Origin of the sequence: Streptomyces sp. SolWspMP-5a-2 (assembly GCF_900091845.1) — a bacterium.
GTDB lineage: Bacteria > Actinomycetota > Actinomycetes > Streptomycetales > Streptomycetaceae > Streptomyces > Streptomyces doudnae.
Map to the genome: position 1 here is coordinate 1 of NZ_FMCI01000308.1, position 20,410 is coordinate 20,410.

Below are 20,410 nucleotides of genomic sequence, written 5' to 3' on the forward strand. Positions count from 1 at the left end.
CCGGGTGCTGTCACCCGATCGAGGACGTCCGGGACGGACGGGTCCTGACGGCGGGGCCCGCGCAGCGGTGCGGTCGGCCTCGCGCGGCCCGGCGGGGGCGCGGCGCCTGCGGTGCGGGACGGGTTCGGTGCGGGCGGCATGGTCCGGACCGTACGCCGGACCACTGACAACGGCGTTCCGCGCGTGATCGCGGGCGGCTACCGTGCCCCGCATGGATCAGCGACGGGAAACGTCCTCGGGCCGGTTCGACCACTGTCCCTGGCTGTTCGCCGACGGCGCGACCGAGGAGCAGCGCGCCGCCCAACTCGCCCGCCGGACGGCGCTCGACGGGGACAGCGAGGTGGGCGAGCGGTGCTACGTGGCCGAGTCCGCCGCGGTGTTCACCGACCGGCTGCGGCTCGGCGCCGACTCCTACATCGCCGCCCACGCCTATGTCACAGGGGAGTTGACGACCGGCGCGCACTGCACGCTGAACCCGTTCACCACGGTGCGCGGGACGGTCCGTCTCGGCGAGGGGGTGCGGATCGGGGCGCACACCTCGCTGCTCGGCTTCAACCACTCCATGGAGCCCGACCGGCCGGTGCACCGCCAGCCCCTCACCAGCCGTGGCATCGAGATCGGTGACGACGTGTGGATCGGCTCGCACGTCGTGGTGGTGGACGGCGTCCGGGTCGGGGACCACTGCGTGATCGGCGCCGGGGCGGTGGTGACCCGGGACCTCCCCGCGTGGACGGTCGCCGCGGGCAACCCGGCCCGCCCGCTGCGCGACCGCCGCGCATCCCGGACCACCGGCGGTACCGGCGGCACCCCGAGGTCGCTGACGCGGTTCGCCGACACCGCGCGCTCGCAGGCCGCCGGGCTGCTCTCCCGCGCCTGGGACGGCGACCGCTACCGGGACCGTCCCGGTGCCCCCGCCACCGTGCGGGCCCACTGCGACGCCGTGGAGATCGCCGACCTGCTCCTCGGTTCGGCCCCTGGGCAGTTGGCGCCCGAGGAGCACGTACGGCGGCTGGCCTCGGCGCAGGACCCCCGGTCGGGTCTGGTCCCGGAGCTGGGCGAGCCGCTGCCGCCGGAGGAGGAGGACGGCTTCACCGCTGACGGGGCCGCGCTCTACCACGTCCTCAGCGTGGGGTACGCGCTCGATCTGCTGGGCGCCTCGTTCCCTCATCCGGTGCGCGGCGTGCGGGACATGACGGCGCCTCAGTTGCTGGCCAGGCTCGACGGGCTGCCGTGGCGGGAGCGGGCCTGGAACGCGGGGGCCTGGGTGGACGCCTGGGCGACGGCCGCCCACTGGAACCTGCGGCACGGGGCGTCCGGCGGCGGGACGGTGGAGGCGCTGTTCGGGGCGCTGGTGACGCGGGTGGACCCGTGGACCGGGCTGTGGGGCACACCGTCGGCCGAGGACGGGCGGTTGCAGGTGGTGAACGGCTACTACCGGCTGACCAGGGGCTCGTTCGCGCAGTTCGGCGTCCCGGTGCCGTCTCCTGAGCGGGTGGTGGACGCCGTCCTCGACCACTCCCGCGACCCCCGGTGGTTCGGCGCGGGCCGGGAGACCGCCTGCACCGTGCTGGACGTCGCGCATCCGCTCTGGCTCTGCGCCCGGCAGCTCGGGGCCGGCGGATACCGCTCGACCGACGTGCGGGACTGGGCGGAGGGGCAGTTGGCGGCGGTGCTGCCGCGCTGGCGGGACGGCGAGGGGTTCGGGTTCGGGCCCGGCGCGGACGGCCCGGGGCCGCGACCCGGGCTCCAGGGAACGGAGATGTGGCTGGCCATCGTCTGGTACCTGGCCGATCTGCTCGGCCGGTCCGACGAGCTTGGCTACCGGCCGCGCGGAGTGCACCGCCCGGAGCCCGCCCGCACCGTCCTCGGGCCGTTCCCCGGGTGAACTCCCCCGCCCCGGCTGCCCGATCGGCACGGGGACGCGATCGGCACGGGGGCAGGAACGGCATGGGGGCACGGACGGCACGGGGCCCGATCGGCAGGACGACGCGAGCGGCACGGGCGTGATCGGCACGAGGGCGCGGGTCCGGCCCGTCGCGGCCGGTCCGTTGCTCGCCCGCTTGTGCCACCGGGGCCCCGGGCGACCGGTGCCGGGTCAGTGCGGGGCGTCGTCGCGGGGGCCGGGGTCGAGGGTGAAGACCGTCAACCACTCGGTGTCCGCGGCCCGGTGGCCGAGTCCGGTGAGGGCGTTCGCGGCGGCGGGCATGTGCGCGGCGCCGTAGAGGACACCGACGGTGAGCGGTCCGCTCGCGGTGTCGTGCAGCCGGGTCAGCGCCTCGACGAGGAGTCTGTCCCGGCGGCCCAGGACGGGGTTCTCGGAGCCGGGCAGGGCCTCCCGTTCGCTCCGCCCGGTCTCGTTCAGCAGGTTCTCGGTGGTGAGGTGGCGGGCGAGGTAGCGCCGGGTGCCGAACAGCCGCATCCCGGCCAGCACGGCGGGCGTCAGCGCGCCCAGGGTGACGCGGTCCCGCAGCGGCAGCGCCCGGTGCCCGTCCTGGCCCCCCGCTCCCGCCGCGTCGGGGTGGAGAACGGGCACGCCGAGGGTGCCGGGGTCCACGTCCTGGACGACCAGCCCGAGCCGTTCACGGCTGTCGAGGCGGGCCCAGGAGTCGACCAGCGGGTCGGCGGCCGGGGCCACCTCGCCGACGCCCTCGGCGACCACCAGGTCGCAGTCCCGCCGCAGACGGTCGGTGACCTCCCGGTAGAACGCGGCCTCGGCGAGGCGGATCATCGGGTACAGCAGGAACCGCACCGGTGAGTCGGGGTGGTGGAACCGGACGACGGCCGAGCGCACCCCGGCGAGTTCGGTCACCTCGATGAACTGCATGCGGCTCCCGTCGTCCGTCCCTGGGAGGTGGATGCCCAACTCGGCTCCGGTCCAGGCACGTTCGGACGGTCGACGGCGGCCACGGGGTGCGCGGACCCGGCCGGGGAGGCCGCTCAGGCCCAGGCGGTCACCGGCACGAAGGAGCTGTCCTGGCGGAAGGTGTCCGTGCCGTCCGCGACGTCCACCCGCAGCTGGTAGTCGTAGTGGCGCAGGTAGCGGCCGGGGTAGTTGTACGACTCGAACCGGAGGGAGCCGGTGGCGGTCCCGGTGCGGGCGACGAACGTGGCGTCCCGCGCGAAGGCCGAGGTGCCGTCGTCGGCGTCGAAGCGGCCCCGGAATCCGTAGTGGCGCAGGTGTCTGCCCGCGGAGTCGGTGAACGAGAAGCCGCCGGGGTCGGCGAGTCCCGGGACGACGGTGAAGGCGGACGCCTGCTTCTGCGCGGCGGTGCTGGACGAGGTGACCACCGGGAGGTCGAGCAGCCCGGACTGCGCCTGCCAGTACCGGGTCGGGTAGTTGACCGACCGGAGCGACCGTCTGACGCCCGTGGCGAGACTCGGCCCGCCCGGCACCGTCTCCTTGACGACGGTGAAGTGCCGTGCCGTTCCGGAGAGCGCGGGCAGGCCCCTGGGGGCGCTCCAGGTGGCGAAGGCGTCGTAGCTGTCGCTGTAGTAGTAGGTGCCGTCGCCGTAGCCGTCGAAGAAGATCCGCCAGCCGCCGTTGTCGAGCTGGATCACGGACGGGCCCTCGCGGTAACTGCCCCAGCCCGCCCAGTCGCCGGTCCGCGACAGGGTGTACGGGCCGGTCGCGCGGCTCGCGGTGCCGTACTCGATGTACTTGGTGGTCTCGTTCTTGGTGAACGCGTGATAGGTCGAGCCGGTCCGCACGAGGAAGGTGTCGATGTGGTTGGGGCCGATGCCGGACAGGGCGACCGGTGAACTCCAGGCGGTCAGGGCGGAGTTCGTGGCCTTCAGCAGATACGGCGTGAAGATCCACTCGTCGGAGGTGACCGAGCAGGACACGATGACGGCGACGCTGCCGTCGCCGTCGACGAACCACTCCGGGGCCCAGGCGCGGGAGAGGCCGGTGATCGGCACCGGGAAGTCGTACAGCCAGGTCCAGTTGACGCGGTCGGCGCTGCGCGCGAAGCCGATGGTGGTGCTCGGGTCCTGCCAGGTGTGCGTGGTGTAGGTGACGTAGTAGAAGCCGTCGGTGTGCTTGAGGAGGGCGGCGTCCCTGATCCTGCCGCTCGGGGGCCGGTAGGCGGCCGACTTGAGCAGGCGGAAGTCGGTGGCGTCGTCGGACTGGTAGACGTTCACCGTGCCGTCGTCGCTGTTCAGGAACGGCACGATGGTGTAGCGGGTGGCAGAGCCGCTCGGCGGCGCGGCGGCGAGGGCGGTGCCGAGGAGGCCGGGGGCCTCGCCGAGGACGAGCGCCGAGGCGGGCAGGGCGGCCAGTGCGCGCAGCAGCGCGCGGCGGGACGGTGCGGGGCGGGGCGGGGTCACGGGCGGCTCTCCCTCGGACGTGGGCGGGAACGCGTGGGGGCTTCCGTCGTCCTGCGCGTTCGGTATTCCGACCGCGGTTCGGGAAGCCGGTCAGAAGGTAGGGGTGGGGCGCGGGGGCGTCAATGGGCCGGGCAGTAAAGGGGTGCGCGGTCAACTCGTAGTGCCAGCAGGCTGGTTGGCCGCCATGGAGCAGAACACGACGGCCACGAGGGGCACTTGACCGCTTGTTGGAGCATCACCCCGGCGACGGGGACGCCGGCGCCGGGCGTGCTCCGCGCCGAGGCGCCGACGCGCCGCGCGGCAGCACCTCATACAGTGCCCCCGTGACTGCCTTTACCGATGAGAACGTCCCGGGCCGTTTCGGCCCCACCGCGACCACCGAGACCGACCCGCGCGAGGTCGGCCAGGTCCGCACCGAGTACTCCCCCGAACACGACGGCGACCCGGACCCGGGCGAGATCGTCTGGACCTGGGTGCCGTTCGAGGAGAACGACGGGCGGGGCAAGGACCGTCCGGTGCTCGTGGTGGCCCGTGAGGCCACCGGCACCGTGCTCGCCGTCCAGCTCTCCAGCAAGCGGCACGACGGCGACCACGAGTGGGTGGCGATCGGGTCGGGACCGTGGGACCGGTCGGGACGCGACTCGTGGGTGGACGTGGACCGGGTGCTGCGGCTGCACGACGACGGCATGCGCCGGGAGGCGTGCGCCCTGGACCGCGGCCGGTTCAACCTGGTGCGCAACCGGCTCCGGGAGCGCTACGGCTGGAGCTGACGCTCCGGACGGGCCCGCTCCTCACTCCGGGCGGGCCCGCCCCTTGCTTCGAGGGGTGCGCCCCGCCGCCCCGCCCGACCCGTCCGCCGCACCCCCGGCGGCGCCACGTGCGGGCGAACCGCCTGGATGCCGCCGACGACCGGCCGGAACCGCCCGGCAGCCGGGATCCGCTCGCTCCGCCGGGTGGGCCCGCGCAGGCGCTCGCTCAGGGCGCCACCCCCGTGGGCGCCGTGGGCGCGCCCCGCACGGTCTCCCCCGTCGTGCTCACGCACGCATCGTGGGCGATGCTTGACGCGTGGCGCAACGCGTTTTCCCGGGCCTGCCCCGATCGGAAGCGAGCGACAACGATCGACATAGGCCGGAAACAAACGGTACCGACCCAGAAGAAGCGGGAACTACCGGGAAAGCCGAAGCGAAACAGCCGGGAAGCGAGCATGACCGAGCCGGAACGTCCGGGTACGCACCCTTGTGCGGACCGGCGGGAAGGTCTTGGCTTGGACGAGTGCCGCCGCCCGGACGCCCGCCGAACCGGACCGGCGGCATGGTGGAATCTCCGAAGGGATCCCGACATGTCCGAAGCACTGAGTGACCCGGGCGACTGTACGGACCCCCGTACTGCGCGCCTCGCGGTCACCGAAGCCGAGGTGGAAGCCCTGGTCAGGGGCATCTGCTTCAAGACAGGACCACCCCGAGTCCTCGGGGTGGAAGTGGAATGGCTCGTCCACGACCTGCGCGACCCGTTGCGCCCCGTGACGGCGGACCGGCTCGGAGCGGCCTACGCCGCCCTGCGCGCCGTCCCCCTCGCGTCGGCGCTCACCGTCGAACCCGGCGGCCAGCTCGAACTCAGCTCGCCACCCGCGACCTCCCTCATGGAGTGCGTCACCACCGTCTCCGCCGACCTCGACGCCGTCCGCTCGGCTCTCGCCCGACAGGACCTCGGGCTCGTGGGTCTCGGCCATGACCCCTGGCACACCCCGCGCCGCTATCTGCGCGAACCCCGCTACGACGCCATGGAAGCCTGCCTTGACCGCACCGGTCCGGCCGGCCGCGCCATGATGTGCTCCTCCGCCTCCGTCCAGGTCTGCGTGGACTCCGGGTTCGAGGAACCGGGGCCGCTCGGGCACGGACGCCGCTGGTGGCTGGCCCACCAGCTGGGCCCGGTCCTGGTGGCCGCGTTCGCCAACTCGCCGCTCGCCGGGAACGCGCCCACCGGCTGGCGCTCCACCCGGCAGCTTCTCTGGGCGGAGATCGGCCCCGGCCGCGCCGGGGCACCCCCGCTCAACGGCGACCCCCGGGGCGCCTGGGCCCGGCACGTGCTCGACGCGCCGGTGATGTGCCTGCGGCGCGACAGCGGGCCCTGGGAGGTACCGGACGGGCTCACCTTCCGGGAGTGGACCAGATCGGGGACGCCCACCAGGGCGGACCTCGACTACCACATCACCACCCTGTTCCCGCCGGTCAGACCCCGCGGGCACCTGGAGCTGCGGATGATCGACGCGCAGCCGGGCGACGACGGCTGGATCGTGCCGCTCGCCGTCACGGCCGCCCTGTTCGACGACCCCGAGGCGGCCGAGACCGCCTACCGGGCGGTGAAGCCGCTGGCCGAACGGGGCCTCGGGCTGCCCGCGCCGCACAACCCGCTGTGGACCGACGCGGCCCGGCACGCCCTGACCGACCCGGAGCTGCACGAGGCGGCCGTCGCCTGCTTCGCGGCGGCCCTGGACGCGCTGCCCGGACTCGGCGCCACCACCGAGGTCACCGACGCGGTGGCGGCCCACCTGGACCGGTACGTCCTGCGGGGCCGCTGCCCCGCCGACGAGCTGCTCGACCACCTGCGCGGCACCACCGCGCGCGCACCTGGGAAGGACGACCGCACATGACCGACCCTGCCCCCGACGCCGAGGCGCTGCGGGAGCGGGCGGTGGCCACCCTCACCACCGCGCGCGCCCGCACCACCCTGCTGACCAGTTGCGTCGAGGACCCCGACCTCACCGCCCAGCACTCCCCGCTGATGTCGCCGCTGGTCTGGGACCTCGCGCACATCGGCAACCAGGAGGAGCAGTGGCTGCTGCGGACCGTGGCGGGCCGCGAGGCGATACGGCCGGAGATCGACGGCATCTACGACGCCTTCGAGCACCCGCGCTCGGCCCGTCCCTCGCTGCCGCTGCTGTCCCCGGCGGAGGCCCGCGCCTACGCGGCCGAGGTCCGCGGCCGCGCCCTCGACGTGCTGGAGAGCACCGCGTTCCACGGCACCCGGCTGACCGAGGCCGGTTTCGCCTTCGGGATGATCGCCCAGCACGAACAGCAGCACGACGAGACGATGCTGATCACCCATCAGCTGCGTACCGGCCCCACGGCGCTGACGGCCCCCGATCCGGCACCGGCGCCGCTGCACACCGGACCGGCCGAAGTCCTGGTCCCCGGGGGCCCGTTCACCATGGGCACCTCGGACGAACCCTGGGCGCTCGACAACGAACGCCCGGCGCACCGGCGCGAGGTGGCGCCGTTCCACCTCGACACCGCGCCGGTCACCAACGGCGCCTACCAGGCGTTCATCGAGGACGGCGGCTACGAGGACGAGCGCTGGTGGGCCCCGGCGGGCTGGGCGCACGTCCGCCGCTCCGGGATCGGCGCGCCGCTGTTCTGGCACCGGGACGGCAGGCAGTGGCTGCGCCGCCGGTTCGGGGTCACCGAGGCGGTACCGGCCGACGAGCCGGTGGTGCACGTGTGCTGGTACGAGGCGGACGCGTACGCCCGCTGGGCCGGACGGCGGCTGCCGACCGAGGCCGAGTGGGAGAAGGCCGCCCGGCACGACCCCGCGGGCGACCGCTCGACGCGCTACCCGTGGGGCGACGCCGACCCGGGGCCCGAACACGCCAACCTCGGCCAGCGCCATCTGCGCCCGGCCCCGGCGGGCAGCTACCCGGCGGGCGAGTCGCCGCTCGGCGTACGGCAGTTGATCGGGGACGTGTGGGAGTGGACGTCCAGCGACTTCCTGCCCTACCCGGGGTTCCGGGCGTTCCCGTACAAGGAGTACTCGGAGGTGTTCTTCGGGCCCGAGCACAAGGTGCTGCGCGGCGGCTCGTTCGCCGTGGACGCGGTGGCCTGCCGGGGCACGTTCCGCAACTGGGACTACCCGATCAGACGGCAGATCTTCTCCGGGTTCCGCACCGCGCGTTCGGCGACCGCCTGATGTGCCGTCACCTCGCCTACCTGGGGCGGCCCGTACCGCTCGGCGCACTGCTGACGGAGCCCCCGCACGGGCTCACCCGGCAGTCCTGGCAGCCGCGCAGACAGCGCCACGGGACCGTCAACGCCGATGGTTTCGGAGTCGGTTGGTTCGCGGACGGCGATCCGGTACCGGCCAGGTACCGGCGGGCCGGGCCGGTCTGGGCGGATCTGACCTTCGCCGATCTGACCCGGGTCGTGCGGTCCGGGTCGCTGCTGGCCGCCGTCCGGGACGCGACCCTGCCGGGCGCCGACGGGGAGGCCGCGGCGGCGCCCTTCTCCGCCGAGGGATATCTGTTCAGCCACAACGGCGCGGTCCCCGGCTGGCCCGGTTCGCTCGCCCCGCTGGTCCCGGCGCTGCCCGCGGCGGACCTGCTCTCCCTGGAGGCCCGCAACGACTCGGCGTTCGTGTGGGCGCTGGTGCTGGCCGGACTGCGGGCCGGTGACGATCCGGGCCGCGCCCTGGCAGGCGCCGTCACGGAGGTCGCCGAGGCGTCCCCCGGTGCCCGGCTCAACCTGCTGCTGGCGGGCGCCGACACCATCGCCGCGACCGCCTGGGGCGACACCCTCTGGTACCTGGCCGACCCGGACCGCGGCACCGTCGTCGCGTCCGAGCCCTATGACGACGATCCGCACTGGCAGGAGGTCCCGGACCGCACCCTGCTCACCGCGAGCCGCACGGAACTGCTGCTCACCGAGTTGAAGGAGCCGAGCCCCGGCTCGGCACCCGCACCGTCGAAGGAGCCCCGTACGTGAGCCCGTTCCTTCTCACCCGCACCCTGCCCGAGGACGCCACGGACGCCGCGCTCCGCGCCGACGTGCTGCGCGGCCTCACCGGCACCCCGAAGACCCTGCCGCCCAAGTGGTTCTACGACGCGCACGGCAGCGACCTGTTCGAGCGCATCACCGAACTGCCCGAGTACTACCCGACGCGCGCCGAGCGGGAGATCCTGGTCGGCCGCTCCGCCGAGATCGCCTCGGTGACCGGCGCCCGCACCCTCGTCGAACTCGGCTCGGGCTCCTCGGAGAAGACCCGCCACCTCATCGAGGCCCTCACCGGCCTGCACACCTACGTCCCCGTCGACGTCAGCGAGAGCGCGCTCACCCAGGCCGGGCAGGCGCTGATCGCGGAGCGTCCCGGCCTCCAGGTGCACGCCCTGATCGCCGACTTCACGGCCGCCCTGGCGCTGCCGCGGACGCCGGGGCCGCGGCTGGTGGCCTTCCTCGGCGGCACGATCGGCAACCTGCCGCCGGTGGAGCGGGCCGCGTTCCTCGGCTCGATCCGCGGCCTGCTCTCCCCCGGTGACGCGCTGCTGCTCGGCACCGACCTGGTGAAGGACGAGGAGGTGCTGGTCCGGGCGTACGACGACGCGGCCGGGGTGACGGCCGCCTTCGACAAGAACGTCCTGACGGTCGTCAACCGGGAGCTGGGCGCCGACTTCGACCCGGACGCGTTCGACCACGTCGCCCTCTGGGACGCGCGCAACGAGTGGATCGAGATGCGGCTGCGCTCCCGCGCCGACCAGACGGTGAAGGTGCCCGCGCTGGGCCTCGCCGTGGAGTTCGCGGCCGGTGAGGAGCTGCGCACCGAGATCTCCGCGAAGTTCAGGCGCGACAGCGTGAGCGCCGAACTGGACGCCGCGGGGCTCTCGCTGTCCCACTGGTGGACGGACTCCGAGGGCCGCTTCGCGCTGTCCCTGAGCACCTGCCGCTGACGTGCCGGGCGCCGGGGCCGTCCGGTCCCGGCGCCCTCCGCACCCGGCCGGTGCCCCGACCGGAGAGGTTCACCGGCGAGCGTCTCCGGTCACGGCACCAGTCACCCCACCGAGGTGAGCGTCTCGGTGATCCGGCGGGACGCGCGCCGCGCCTCGGTCGCCGGGTCGGCGCCGCCGAGCACCTTGGTCATGTACTCCTTGATCGGGTTGTCGGCCTCGACCTTGCCCCACTGCGGGGAGTTGGGCGTGGCCTGCCCCCGGGCGGCGCCCGCGGCCATCGCGGCGACCCCCTCCTCGTCGCCGACGGACGCGGCGAGCGCCTTCTTGTTGGGCACGTAGTTCATGGTGCGGGCCAGCTCGGTGTCCCAGCGGGCGCCGGTCAGGGCGGCGACGACCGCGACCGCGCCCTCCCGCTGCCGGGAGTTGTTGGGAACGACGAGGTCGGAGCCGCCGATGAAGACCGCTCCGGGCCGTCCGGCGAGCCGTCCCGGCACCGGGAAGAAGCCCAACTTCCCCTTGAGTTCCGGGTTCTGCTCGACGACCGTGCGGGCGAGTCCCGGCACGGCCACCATCTGGGCGACCCGGCCGCGCGCGAACACCTGGGCCTGGGGCGGGTGTTCCTCGTCGGCGGCCACGGGCCCCCTGCCGAGCGCCTGCAACCGCTGGTAGAAGTCCATCCCGCGCAGCGCGGCCGGGGAGTCCAGGGTGCCGTGCCAGCCACCGCCGCCCCCGTCGTCGGCGAGACCGCCGCCCTCCTCCCAGATGAACCCGGCGAGCGTGTACCAGTCCTGCCCCGCGAGGTAGATGCCCTGGTCGCCGCCGGAGTCGAGCTTCTCGGTGGCGTCGAGCCAGGCGTCCTGGTCGCGGGGCGGCGCGGTGACACCGGCCCGTGCGAAGAGGTCCTTGCGGTAGATGACCACCCGGTTGGCCGCGTACCAGGGGATGCCGTACTGGTGGGACATCAGCTGTCCCGGTTCGGCGAGGCCGGGCAGCCAGTCCTCGCCGCCCCAGTGCAGCCGGGCCTCCAGGGTGAGGTCGAGCAGCCGGTCGCGCTCGACGTACTGCGGGACCTGGGTGTTGCCGACCTCGATGACGTCGGGGCCGTCGTCCGTCCCGGTGTCCAGGGCGGCCTGCACCTTGTCGCCGATGCCGGTCCATTCCTGGATGCGGATGTCGAGCCGCAGACCGGAGTTCTTGCGCTCGAACTCCTCGGTGAAGCGCCGCAGGAACTCCTCGGGGGCGCTGCCCTTCATCAACCACACGGTGACCGTGCGCCGTTCGCCGCCGCCGGGCAGCAGTCCACACCCGGCGAGCAGACCGGCGGACGCGCAGGCGGCGAGCAGGCTTCGACGTCTCACGAGGGGTCCTGTTCTCTCTGCTGGACAGGGGAAGGGAGCCCGACGTGGGGGACGAGTACCGGACTCGTACGGGTGTTCCGGATTTTGGTATGGACCAATGCGGAGGTCAAGTGCGCCGGTGCTCCGCCGAGGTCGCGCCCGGCCCCCGCGGCGCCCCCGGGTCCGGCGCTCCGGAGGAGAAACCGCAGGCGGACCGGCGCACCGGACGGCAGCCCGCCGCACGGCGTGTCCGGAGCGCCGGACGGCAGCCCCGCACGGCGTGCCCGGATCGCCGGACGGCAACCCGCCGCACGGCGCATCCGGAGCGCCGGACGTCTCGCGCCGCGCGGCACCTTGGGGCACGGTGGAGTGACGCGTGCCCCCCGCGACGCTCCCGCCGTCGCGGGCCGCCGAGAGGAGCTCCCGCATGTCCCACCACACCTACCGGGTCACCGAGATCGTCGGCACCTCCCCCGACGGCGTCGAACAGGCCGTCCGCAACGGGATCGCCCGCGCCTCGCAGACCGTGCGCAACCTCGACTGGTTCGAGGTGACCCAGGTGCGCGGCCACATCGAGGACGGCCAGGTCGCGCACTGGCAGGTCGGCCTCAAGGTCGGCTTCCGGCTCGACGACCCGGCCTGACGCCCTGCGGCCGACAGCGGCCGTCAGGTCCGCCCGTCCCACTCCTGGGCCTCGTCCAGCGCCCGCGACGGGGCCGTCCAGCGCGCCCGCACGATGGCGAACCCGGCGCGCTCGGCGTCGTCGCAGACCAGTTCGTCGTCGTCGACGAGCATCCGGACCCGCCGGGTGCGGGCCAGTTCGCGCAGCACCTCCAGCTCGGTGCGGCGGGCGGGCCTGCGGTCGCCGTCGCCCCGCAGGTGCACCCTTGGACAGCCGCCCGGGACACCCCGCGGGGCCCTCGATCGGCCCGCCCTTTTGTGCGGGCGGGCGGATGGATCATGCTTCTCCCATGTCACCCTCCGCCCTCCCCTCCCCCCGCACCGCCCTGATCGGCGCCGCCCGGCAGCGTCCGTGCACCCTCGTGGTGTGCCGGGGCTGCTGCTGCGGCGACCCGCGCAAGCACCCGGGCTTCGACCACGCCTGGCAACTGGAGCGGCTGCGCGCGGCGGCGGCCGAGCACGGCTTCCAGGTGCGGACGACGGACTGCCTCGGCCCCTGCGACCAGGCGAACGTCGTCGTCGTGCAGCCGTCGGCGGCCGGGCGGCGGGCGGGTGGGCGGCCCACCTGGATCGGGTTCGCGATGGACGAGGACTGCACGGAGGAGATCGCGGGCTGGGCCGCGGCCGGCGGCCCGGGGCTCGCCGAGCCGCCGGTCACCCTGGAGCTGCAGTTCATCGCTCCGCCCCGGCCGGAGATACGCAAGCGGGGCCGCCGCTGAACGGATCCGTATTGCTCATGGGAACCATTTTCATATAGCGTCCGCGGTGCGCGCCCTCCGCCGTTCCGGCAGCTCCCGCGCGCCCACCGACTCGACGAGGTTCCCCATGGCTGTCCCCAAGCGGAAGATGTCCCGCAGCAACACCCGCCACCGCCGCGCCCAGTGGAAGGCGGCCACGCCCGCGCTGGTCCCGGTCACCGTCGACGGCGTCCGCCACCTGGTGCCGCAGCACCTGGTCAGGGCGTACGAACGCGGACTGCTGCGCCCCGGGGGCTGAGCCCGCGTGCCGCACCAGCGCCTGCCCGTCACCGTCCTGTCCGGCTTCCTCGGCGCCGGCAAGACCACCCTGCTCAACCACGTCCTCGCCAACCGCGAGGGGCTCCGGGTCGCCGTGATCGTCAACGACATGAGCGAGGTCAACATCGACGCGGCGCTGGTGCGCGGCGGCGGCGCGGCCCTCTCCAGGACCGAGGAGCGCCTGGTCGAGATGACCAACGGGTGCATCTGCTGCACCCTGCGCGACGATCTGCTGGTGGAGGTCGACCGGCTGGCCCGCGAGGGCCGCTTCGACCACCTGCTGATCGAGAGCTCCGGCATCTCCGAACCGCTGCCCGTCGCCGCCACGTTCGCCTTCGCCCGCGACGACGGCGCCTGCCTCGGGGACGTGGCCGCCCTCGACACGATGGTCACCGTCGTGGACGCGGCGCACTTCCTGCCCGAGCTGGCGCGCGGCGACGAACTCGCCGCGCGCGGCATCGCCCCGTTCGAGGACGACGACCGCACGGTCAGCGATCTCCTCGTCGACCAGGTCGAGTTCGCGGACGTCGTCGTCCTCAACAAGCTCGACCTCGTCGACGAGGCGACGTCGCGGCGGCTGCGGGCCGCGCTCGCCCGGCTCAACCCCGTCGCCAGGATCGTCCCCGCGCGCCGGGGCCGGGTGGACCTGCGACAGGTGCTCGGCACCGGCCTGTTCGACCTGGAGCGCGCCCAGCAGGCACCGGGCTGGGTGCGGGAGCTGAACGGCGAACACGTCCCGGAGACCGAGGAGTACGGCATCTCCTCGACCGTGTTCCGCTCCCGACTCCCCTTCCACCAGGGCCGGTTGTGGAACTTCGTCACCGAGGAGCTGGACGGCGGCGGCTTCGGACGGGTGCTGCGCTCCAAGGGGTTCTTCACCCTGGCGAGCCGCCCGCGGGTGACGGGCCTGTGGTCGCAGGCTGGCTCGGTGGCCCGCTTCGAGCCGTCCGCCGCCCGCGACGACCAGGCGCCGTACGCCCAGGAGCTGGTCTTCATCGGCACCGGTCTGGACGCCGGCGCCCTCCGTGCCGCCCTGGACCGCTGTCTGCTCGGGCCCGGCGAGCCGCCGCCCGCCGCCGACCCCTTCCCGGCCTGGGAGACCCACGGCGTCGACGACGCCTGCGACCTGGAGCACGGGAATCCGGCGGGCCCTGTGACGTTGAACCCTGTGTGAGTTCTCTGATCGGCGGCGTCCGCTTCTCCGTCCTCGACCGCTCCCGCACCCGCGAGGGCCACTCCGACGCGCAGGCGCTGCGGGACACCGTGCGGCTGGCCCAGGACCTGGAAGGGCTCGGCTACCACCGGTTCTGGGTCTCCGAGCACCACGGGGTGCCCGGGGTGGCCGGTTCGGCGCCGACCGTGCTCGCGGCCGCCGTCGCCGCGGCCACCCGCACCATCCGGGTCGGCACCGGCGGGGTGATGCTGCCCAACCACCGGCCGCTCGTGGTGGCCGAGCAGTTCGGCGTCCTCGAATCCCTCTTTCCCGGGCGGATCGACATGGGGCTCGGGCGCTCCGTGGGCTTCACCGGCGGGGTGCGCAAGGCGCTCGGGCACGGCAAGGACGACGCCGAGGACTTCGCGGGACAGCTCGACGAGCTGCTGGGCTGGTTCCGCGGCACCTCCCCGACCGGCGTGCGGGCCCGGCCGTCGGAGGGGCTCACCGTGCCGCCGTTCGTGCTGGCCATGGGGGACGGCGCCCGGATCGCGGCCCGCGCCGGGCTGCCGATGGTGATCGGCGACCTCCGCGACCGGGAGCGGATGCGGCGCGGCGTCGACGCCTACCGGGCCGGTTTCCGGCCCTCCCCGTGGGCGGCCGAGCCGTACGTGGTCGTCTCCGGCACGGTCGCGGTCGCCGCCGACCCCGCGGCGGCCCGGCGGCTGCTGGTCCCGGAGGCCTGGTCGATGGCGTATTCCCGCACCCGGGGCACCTTCCCGCCGCTGGCCCCCGCCGAGCGCGTCGAGGCGCTCGCCATGACCGACCGGGAGCGCGGACTCTACGAGAAGGGCCTGACCGGGCAGCTCGCCGGGACGGCAGAGCAGGTCGGGGCGGAGCTGGAGGCGGTGCTGGCGGAGACGGGCGCCCAGGAGGTGCTGGTCACCACCAGCACCTGGGACCGGACGGCCCTGCTCGACTCCTACCGGCGCCTCGCCGCCCTCTTCGGCGGCGCCCGCGCCCCGTCGGCCGCGGCGGGCGGCGCGCGGGGGCGCTGATCGCGGACGCCGGGGGCGTCCCCGCGGTCACCGGCCCTGGTCCTCCCCGACCCCAGGCGGCCCCGGCTCGGCCTCCGGCGGCCCTGGCTCGGCCGCCGCGCGGTGGGCGGTGACCAGGAAGGTCCCGTCGGCCGCGTCCACCCGGGCCTGGTCGCCCGCCATCAGGTCGCCCGCGAGGAGCAGGTCGGCGAGCCGGTCGTCGACCTCGCGCTGGATGGTGCGGCGCAGCGGGCGGGCGCCGAACTCGGGCTGGTGGCCGAGTTCGGCGAGCAGGTCGGCCGCCGCGTCGGTGACCTCGAGACCGACGTCCTGGGCGCGCAGCCGCCGTCTGGTGTGGTCGAGCAGCAGCGCGACGATCTGCCGCAACTGGGCGCGGTCCAGGCCGCGGAAGACGATGATCTCGTCGATCCGGTTGAGGAACTCCGGGCGGAAGTGCTGGTTGAGGACCGGCATCACGGAGGAGCGCACCGTGCCGTAGTCGTCGACGCCCGCCGCGAGGATCCGGTCGGCGCCGATGTTCGACGTCATGATGACGACGGTGTTCTTGAAGTCGACGGTGCGGCCCTGGGAGTCGGTGAGGCGGCCGTCGTCGAGGAGTTGCAGCAGGGTGTTGAAGACGTCCGGGTGCGCCTTCTCCACCTCGTCGAGCAGCAGCACGGCGTAGGGCTGCCTGCGGACGGCCTCGGTGAGCTGGCCCGCCTCCTCGTGGCCGACGTAGCCGGGCGGGGCGCCGATCAGCCGGGAGACGGTGTGCCGCTCCTGGAACTCGCTCATGTCGAGCCGGATCATGCGGTTCTCGTCGCCGAAGAGGGCGACGGCGAGGGCGCGGGCCAGTTCGGTCTTGCCGACGCCGGTGGGGCCGAGGAACAGGAAGCTGCCGACGGGCCGGTCCGGGTCGCTCATGCCCGCGCGGGCGCGGCGCACGGAGCGGGCCACGGCGGAGATCGCCTCGTCCTGTCCGACCACCCGCTCGTGCAGGTGCTCCTCCAGCCTGGTCAGCCGCGCCCGCTCCTCCTCGGTCAGCTGGGCGACCGGGATGCCGGTGGTGCGGGAGACGACCTCGGCGACGTCCTCGGCCGTGACCTCGGGGGTCCGCTCCTCGCCCCGTCCGGACCCGGCCAGCTCCGCCTCGGTCTCGGTGATCAGGTCGCGCAGCTCCCTGGCCCGTTCGTACTCCTCGTCGGCGACGGCCTGGTCCTTCTCCCGGCCCAGGGCGGCGAGCCGGTCCTCGATGTCGCGGGTGTCCGGGGGCGGGGTCCCGCCGCGCAGCCTGACCCGGGCGGCGGCCTGGTCCATCAGGTCGATCGCCTTGTCGGGCAGGAACCGGGAGGTGATGTACCGGTCGGACAGCTCGGCCGCCGCGACGACCGCCTCGTCGGTGATCCTGACCTGGTGGTGGGCCTCGTAGCGGTCGCGCAGCCCGCGCAGGATCCCGATGGTGTCGTCGACGGACGGCTCGCCCACCAGGATCGGCGCGAACCGGCGCTCCAGGGCGGCGTCCTTCTCGATGTGCCTGCGGTACTCGTCCACGGTGGTCGCGCCGATCAGGTGCAACTCGCCTCTGGCCAGCGCCGGTTTGAGCATGTTGCCCGCGTCCAGGGCGCCGTCCCCGCCGCCGCCCGCACCGACGACGGTGTGCAACTCGTCGAGGAACAGCACCAGTTCGTCGGCGTGTTCGCGGACCTCGTCGAGCACCTTCTTCAGCCGTTCCTCGAACTCGCCCCGGTACTTGGTCCCGGCGACCAGCCCGGCGAGGTCGAGGGAGACCAGCCGCTTGCCCGCGAGGGTGCGGGGGACGTCGTCGGCCGCGATCCGCTGGGCGATGCCCTCGATGATCGCGGTCTTGCCGACCCCGGGGTCGCCGATCAGGACCGGGTTGTTCTTGCCGCGCCGGGAGAGCACCTCGATGGTCTGCTCCACCTCGTCGTCCCGCCCGATCACCGGGTCGAGGCGCCCGGCGCGGGCGTCGTCGGTGAGGTCGCGGCCGTACTCGTCGAGCGTGGGGGTGCTGCTGGGGCCCGGCCTGCGTTCGGGCTCGGGCGCGGGCAGCCGCGCGCCCTCCCAGCCGCCGTCGGTGAGGGCGCGCGCGGCGGTCGACCCGGGGTTGGCGGCCAGGGCGCGCAGCAGGTGCTCGGGGCCGATGTAGGAGGAGCCCTCCTCGCGGGAGAGCCGGTAGGCGTCGAGCAGGGCGCGTTTGGCGGCCGGGGTGAGGGTGGCGGGTTCGGTGCGTACGGCGCCGTCCGGCGCGGCGGTGAGCCGCTCCCTGATCCGGTCGGGGTCGGCGCCCGCCTCGGTGAGGAGCCTGCGGGTGGAGTCGTGCCGGGTCGCGGCGGCCAGCAGATGGCGGGCGTCGAGGTCCTCGGCGCCCTCGGCCGCGGCCAGCTCACGGGCCTCGGCGACCAGCTCGCGGGCCCGCTCGGACAGCAGGGCGCCGATGTCGACGCGCTGCGCCCTGCGGGTCGGCGCGGGGCCGCCGGGAGCGCCGCCCGCGCCGCCGAAGAACCGGGACATCAGCTCGTCGAACTCCTCGAAGGGGCTGCGTCCGAATCCGAATCCTGGAGTGGTCATGCCCACAGGCCCTTCCGTGCGACGACCGGCGTCCCCGCCTTCCAACGTGGCACAGGGCCCGGCCCCCCGCACCCGCGCCGGTCGCGCGACCGGCGCGGGCCCCGCATACGATCGAGGGATCACCGACCGCCCCCGGAGCCCCTCCATGCCCACGCCCCGCCCGTCCGTCCCCGCCGCCGCGCCGCCCGCTCCCCCGGACGGGCACGATCCGTACGTCCGGGTCCGGGGCGCCCGTGAGCACAATCTGCGGGGCGTGGACGTCGACATCCCGCGGGACGTGCTGGCCGTCTTCACCGGGGTGTCGGGGTCGGGGAAGTCGTCGCTGGCGTTCGGCACGATCTACGCGGAGGCGCAGCGCCGCTACTTCGAGTCGGTGGCGCCGTACGCGCGGCGGCTGATCCACCAGGTCGGGGCGCCCGCGGTGGGCGGGATCAGCGGGCTGCCGCCGGCCGTATCGCTCCAGCAGCGGCGCTCGTCGCCGTCCTCGCGCTCGTCGGTGGGCACGGTCACCAACCTGTCGAACTCGCTGCGGATGCTGTTCTCCCGGGCGGGCGACTACCCGCCGGGCGCCGAGCGGCTGGACTCGGACGCCTTCTCGCCGAACACGGCGGCCGGTGCCTGCCCCGAGTGCCACGGGCTCGGCCGGGTGCACCGGACGACCGAGGAGTCGCTGGTGCCCGATCCGTCGCTGTCGATCCGGGACGGCGCGATCGCCGCCTGGCCCGGGGCCTGGCAGGGCAAGAACCTGCGGGACATCCTCGACGCGCTCGGTCACCCGGTCGACGTGCCCTGGCGCGACCTGCCCGCCGAGGAGCGCCGTTGGATCCTGTTCACCGACGAGCAGCCGGTGGTCACCGTGCATCCGGTGCGGGACGCCGACCGCATCCAACGTCCGTACCAGGGCACGTACATGAGCGCCAGGCGGTACGTGCTGAAGACGTTCGCCGACTCCCGGAGCCGGACGCTGCGGGCGCGGGCCGAGCGGTTCCTGACCAGCGCGCCCTGCCCGGTGTGCGGGGGCGCGGGGCTGCGCGCGGAGGCGACGGCGGTGACGTTCGCGGGCCGCTCCATCGGCGCGCTCGCCGCGCTGCCCCTGCTGGAACTGGCCGCCGTTCTCGGCGAGGAGGGCGGCGGCTCGCAGGCGGCGCGGGTCCTCACCGACGACCTGCGCGCCCGGATCGGCCCGGTCCTCGAACTCGGCCTGGGCTACCTCAGCCTGGACCGCCCGACCCCGACGCTATCGGCGGGCGAACTCCAACGCCTGCGGCTGGCGACCCAGTTGACGTCCGGGCTGTTCGGCGTGGTGTACGTCCTGGACGAGCCGTCGGCGGGGCTGCACCCGGCGGACACCGAGGCCCTGCTGACCGTGCTGGAGCGGCTGCGGGCGGCGGGCAACTCGGTGTTCGTGGTCGAACACCACCTGGACGTGGTGCGGGGCGCGCAGTGGCTGGTGGACGTCGGTCCGGGCGCCGGTGAGCACGGCGGACGGGTGCTGCACAGCGGTCCGGTGGCGGAGCTGGCCGGGGTCGAGGGGTCGGCGACCGCCCGTTTCCTCTTCGGCCGCTCCAGCCGCCCCGCCCGTCATGTCCGCTCCCCCGTCGGCTGGTTGGAGATCGGTCCGGTCACCCGGCACAACCTGAGCGGGGTGACGGCGCGCTTCCCGCTCGGGGTGTTCACCGCCGTCACCGGCGTCTCGGGCTCGGGGAAGTCCACGCTGATCGGGGAGATCACCGAGGAGGTGCCCGGGGTGCGGCGGCTGGTCTCCGTCGACTAGCGGCCGATCGGCCGCACCCCCCGCTCCAACCTGGCCACCTACACGGGCCTGTTCGACGCGGTGCGCAAGGAGTTCGCGGCGACCGGACGGGCGCGTGAACGGGGGTACGGGGTGGGCCGGTTCTCCTTCAACGTGCCGGGCGGCCGGTGCGAGACCTGTCAGGGCGAGGGGTTCGTCAGCGTCGAACTCCTCTTCCTTCCCAGCACCTACGCGCCCTGCCCGGACTGCGGCGGGGCCCGCTACAACCCCGAGACCCTCGAAGTGGCGTACCGGGGGCGGAACATCGCGCAGGTGCTGGACCTGACGGTGGAGGGCGCTGCGGAGTTCTTCGCCGACACCCCGGCGGTCGCCCGCTCCCTGGCCGCCCTGCTCGACGTGGGCCTCGGCTATCTGCGGCTGGGGCAGCCCGCCACCGAACTCTCCGGCGGCGAGGCGCAGCGCATCAAGCTGGCCACCGAGTTGCAGCGCGGTCGGCGCGGCGACACCCTTTACCTCCTGGACGAGCCGACCACCGGGCTCCACCCGGCGGACATCGAGATCCTGATGGACCGCCTGCACGGCCTGGTGGACGCCGGGCACACGGTGATCGTCGTGGAGCACGACATGACGGTGGTGGCCGCCGCGGACTGGGTGATCGACCTGGGTCCCGGCGGCGGCGACGCGGGCGGCCGCGTCGTCGCCGAGGGCACCCCGGAGACGGTCTCCCGCGCCCCGGAGAGCAGGACGGCACCGTATCTGGCCAGGGAACTGGGCTGACCCGAGGGCCGCGCCCCGCCCTCCGGCC

The 20,410-nt window shown here is 74.4% G+C and carries 15 protein-coding genes and 2 pseudogenes; 12 read left to right on the forward strand and 5 right to left on the reverse strand.

Translation table 11 applies throughout. The features are described from left to right. Positions 1 to 211: 211 nt before the first annotated feature. Positions 212 to 1,885: an acyltransferase gene (locus tag GA0115242_RS30195; protein ID WP_093834075.1), complete on the forward strand. Its 1,674-nt coding sequence runs from the start codon at positions 212 to 214 to the stop codon at positions 1,883 to 1,885. A gap of 210 nt (positions 1,886 to 2,095) precedes the next feature. On the opposite strand, the gene GA0115242_RS30200 is transcribed toward GA0115242_RS30195, so the two are convergent. Both GA0115242_RS30200 and GA0115242_RS30205 read right to left on the reverse strand, forming a co-directional pair. Then, complete coding sequence (locus GA0115242_RS30200) at positions 2,096 to 2,824, reverse strand: hypothetical protein (RefSeq protein WP_093834077.1); 729 nt, start codon at positions 2,822 to 2,824, stop codon at positions 2,096 to 2,098. A 113-nt stretch (positions 2,825 to 2,937) separates the two neighbouring features. Further along, positions 2,938 to 4,326: a glycoside hydrolase family 43 protein gene (locus GA0115242_RS30205; RefSeq protein ID WP_093834079.1), complete on the reverse strand. Its 1,389-nt coding sequence runs from the start codon at positions 4,324 to 4,326 to the stop codon at positions 2,938 to 2,940. 323 nt (positions 4,327 to 4,649) lie between these two features. Between GA0115242_RS30205 and GA0115242_RS30210 the strand changes: the two genes are divergently transcribed. From GA0115242_RS30210 to egtD, 5 genes are all read left to right on the forward strand, one after another. Then, positions 4,650 to 5,096, forward strand: a complete 447-nt coding sequence (locus tag GA0115242_RS30210) for a type II toxin-antitoxin system PemK/MazF family toxin (protein WP_093834081.1) — start codon at positions 4,650 to 4,652, stop codon at positions 5,094 to 5,096. Positions 5,097 to 5,665: 569 nt separating this feature from the next. Continuing rightward, positions 5,666 to 6,976 (forward strand): ergothioneine biosynthesis glutamate--cysteine ligase EgtA, encoded by a 1,311-nt coding sequence (gene egtA, locus GA0115242_RS30215; RefSeq protein ID WP_093834083.1) that lies wholly within the window; start codon positions 5,666 to 5,668, stop codon positions 6,974 to 6,976. Continuing rightward, complete coding sequence (egtB, locus tag GA0115242_RS30220) at positions 6,973 to 8,289, forward strand: ergothioneine biosynthesis protein EgtB (RefSeq protein WP_093834085.1); 1,317 nt, start codon at positions 6,973 to 6,975, stop codon at positions 8,287 to 8,289. Before egtA ends, egtB begins: the two co-directional genes overlap by 4 nt. Then, positions 8,289 to 9,080: an ergothioneine biosynthesis protein EgtC gene (gene egtC / locus GA0115242_RS30225; RefSeq protein WP_093834087.1), complete on the forward strand. Its 792-nt coding sequence runs from the start codon at positions 8,289 to 8,291 to the stop codon at positions 9,078 to 9,080. The genes egtB and egtC overlap by 1 nt, the downstream gene beginning before the upstream one ends. Beyond that, on the forward strand, positions 9,077 to 10,039 hold the full coding sequence (gene egtD / locus GA0115242_RS30230; RefSeq protein WP_093834089.1) for an L-histidine N(alpha)-methyltransferase: 963 nt from the start codon (positions 9,077 to 9,079) through the stop codon (positions 10,037 to 10,039). The genes egtC and egtD overlap by 4 nt, the downstream gene beginning before the upstream one ends. Before the next feature lie 101 nt (positions 10,040 to 10,140). Here egtD and GA0115242_RS30235 read toward each other — a convergent pair whose 3' ends face one another. After that, the gene (locus tag GA0115242_RS30235; protein WP_093834091.1) at positions 10,141 to 11,397 is read right to left on the reverse strand and encodes an extracellular solute-binding protein; all 1,257 of its coding nucleotides are present in this window, start codon (positions 11,395 to 11,397) and stop codon (positions 10,141 to 10,143) included. Positions 11,398 to 11,803: 406 nt separating this feature from the next. Here GA0115242_RS30235 and GA0115242_RS30240 point away from each other — a divergent pair, with 406 nt between their 5' ends. Continuing rightward, the gene (locus GA0115242_RS30240) at positions 11,804 to 12,019 is read left to right on the forward strand and encodes a dodecin (RefSeq protein ID WP_093834093.1); all 216 of its coding nucleotides are present in this window, start codon (positions 11,804 to 11,806) and stop codon (positions 12,017 to 12,019) included. Positions 12,020 to 12,042: 23 nt separating this feature from the next. Here GA0115242_RS30240 and GA0115242_RS30245 read toward each other — a convergent pair. Further along, positions 12,043 to 12,294, reverse strand: a pseudogene (locus GA0115242_RS30245) (hypothetical protein); the annotation flags it as partial. Positions 12,295 to 12,347: 53 nt separating this feature from the next. Between GA0115242_RS30245 and GA0115242_RS30250 the strand changes: the two are divergent. The 4 genes from GA0115242_RS30250 to GA0115242_RS30265 all read left to right on the forward strand — a co-directional run bounded on the left by GA0115242_RS30250 (position 12,348) and on the right by GA0115242_RS30265 (position 15,284). Continuing rightward, positions 12,348 to 12,776, forward strand: coding sequence for a hypothetical protein (locus GA0115242_RS30250; RefSeq protein ID WP_093834095.1), 429 nt, complete (start codon positions 12,348 to 12,350; stop codon positions 12,774 to 12,776). A 106-nt stretch (positions 12,777 to 12,882) separates the two neighbouring features. After that, positions 12,883 to 13,053 carry a 50S ribosomal protein L32 gene (rpmF, locus tag GA0115242_RS30255; RefSeq protein ID WP_093834097.1) on the forward strand — a complete coding sequence of 57 codons (171 nt, stop codon included), beginning with the start codon at positions 12,883 to 12,885 and terminating at the stop codon, positions 13,051 to 13,053. A 6-nt stretch (positions 13,054 to 13,059) separates the two neighbouring features. Further along, complete coding sequence (locus tag GA0115242_RS30260) at positions 13,060 to 14,247, forward strand: GTP-binding protein (protein ID WP_093834099.1); 1,188 nt, start codon at positions 13,060 to 13,062, stop codon at positions 14,245 to 14,247. Next, positions 14,244 to 15,284, forward strand: coding sequence for an MsnO8 family LLM class oxidoreductase (locus GA0115242_RS30265; protein WP_093834101.1), 1,041 nt, complete (start codon positions 14,244 to 14,246; stop codon positions 15,282 to 15,284). Before GA0115242_RS30260 ends, GA0115242_RS30265 begins: the two co-directional genes overlap by 4 nt. A gap of 27 nt (positions 15,285 to 15,311) precedes the next feature. On the opposite strand, the gene GA0115242_RS30270 is transcribed toward GA0115242_RS30265, so the two are convergent. Next, complete coding sequence (locus GA0115242_RS30270; RefSeq protein ID WP_093834121.1) at positions 15,312 to 17,852, reverse strand: ATP-dependent Clp protease ATP-binding subunit; 2,541 nt, start codon at positions 17,850 to 17,852, stop codon at positions 15,312 to 15,314. A gap of 145 nt (positions 17,853 to 17,997) precedes the next feature. On the opposite strand from GA0115242_RS30270, the pseudogene GA0115242_RS30275 reads away from it, so the two are divergent. Then, positions 17,998 to 20,382 (forward strand): annotated as a pseudogene (locus GA0115242_RS30275) (ATP-binding cassette domain-containing protein). Positions 20,383 to 20,410 lie beyond the last annotated feature (28 nt).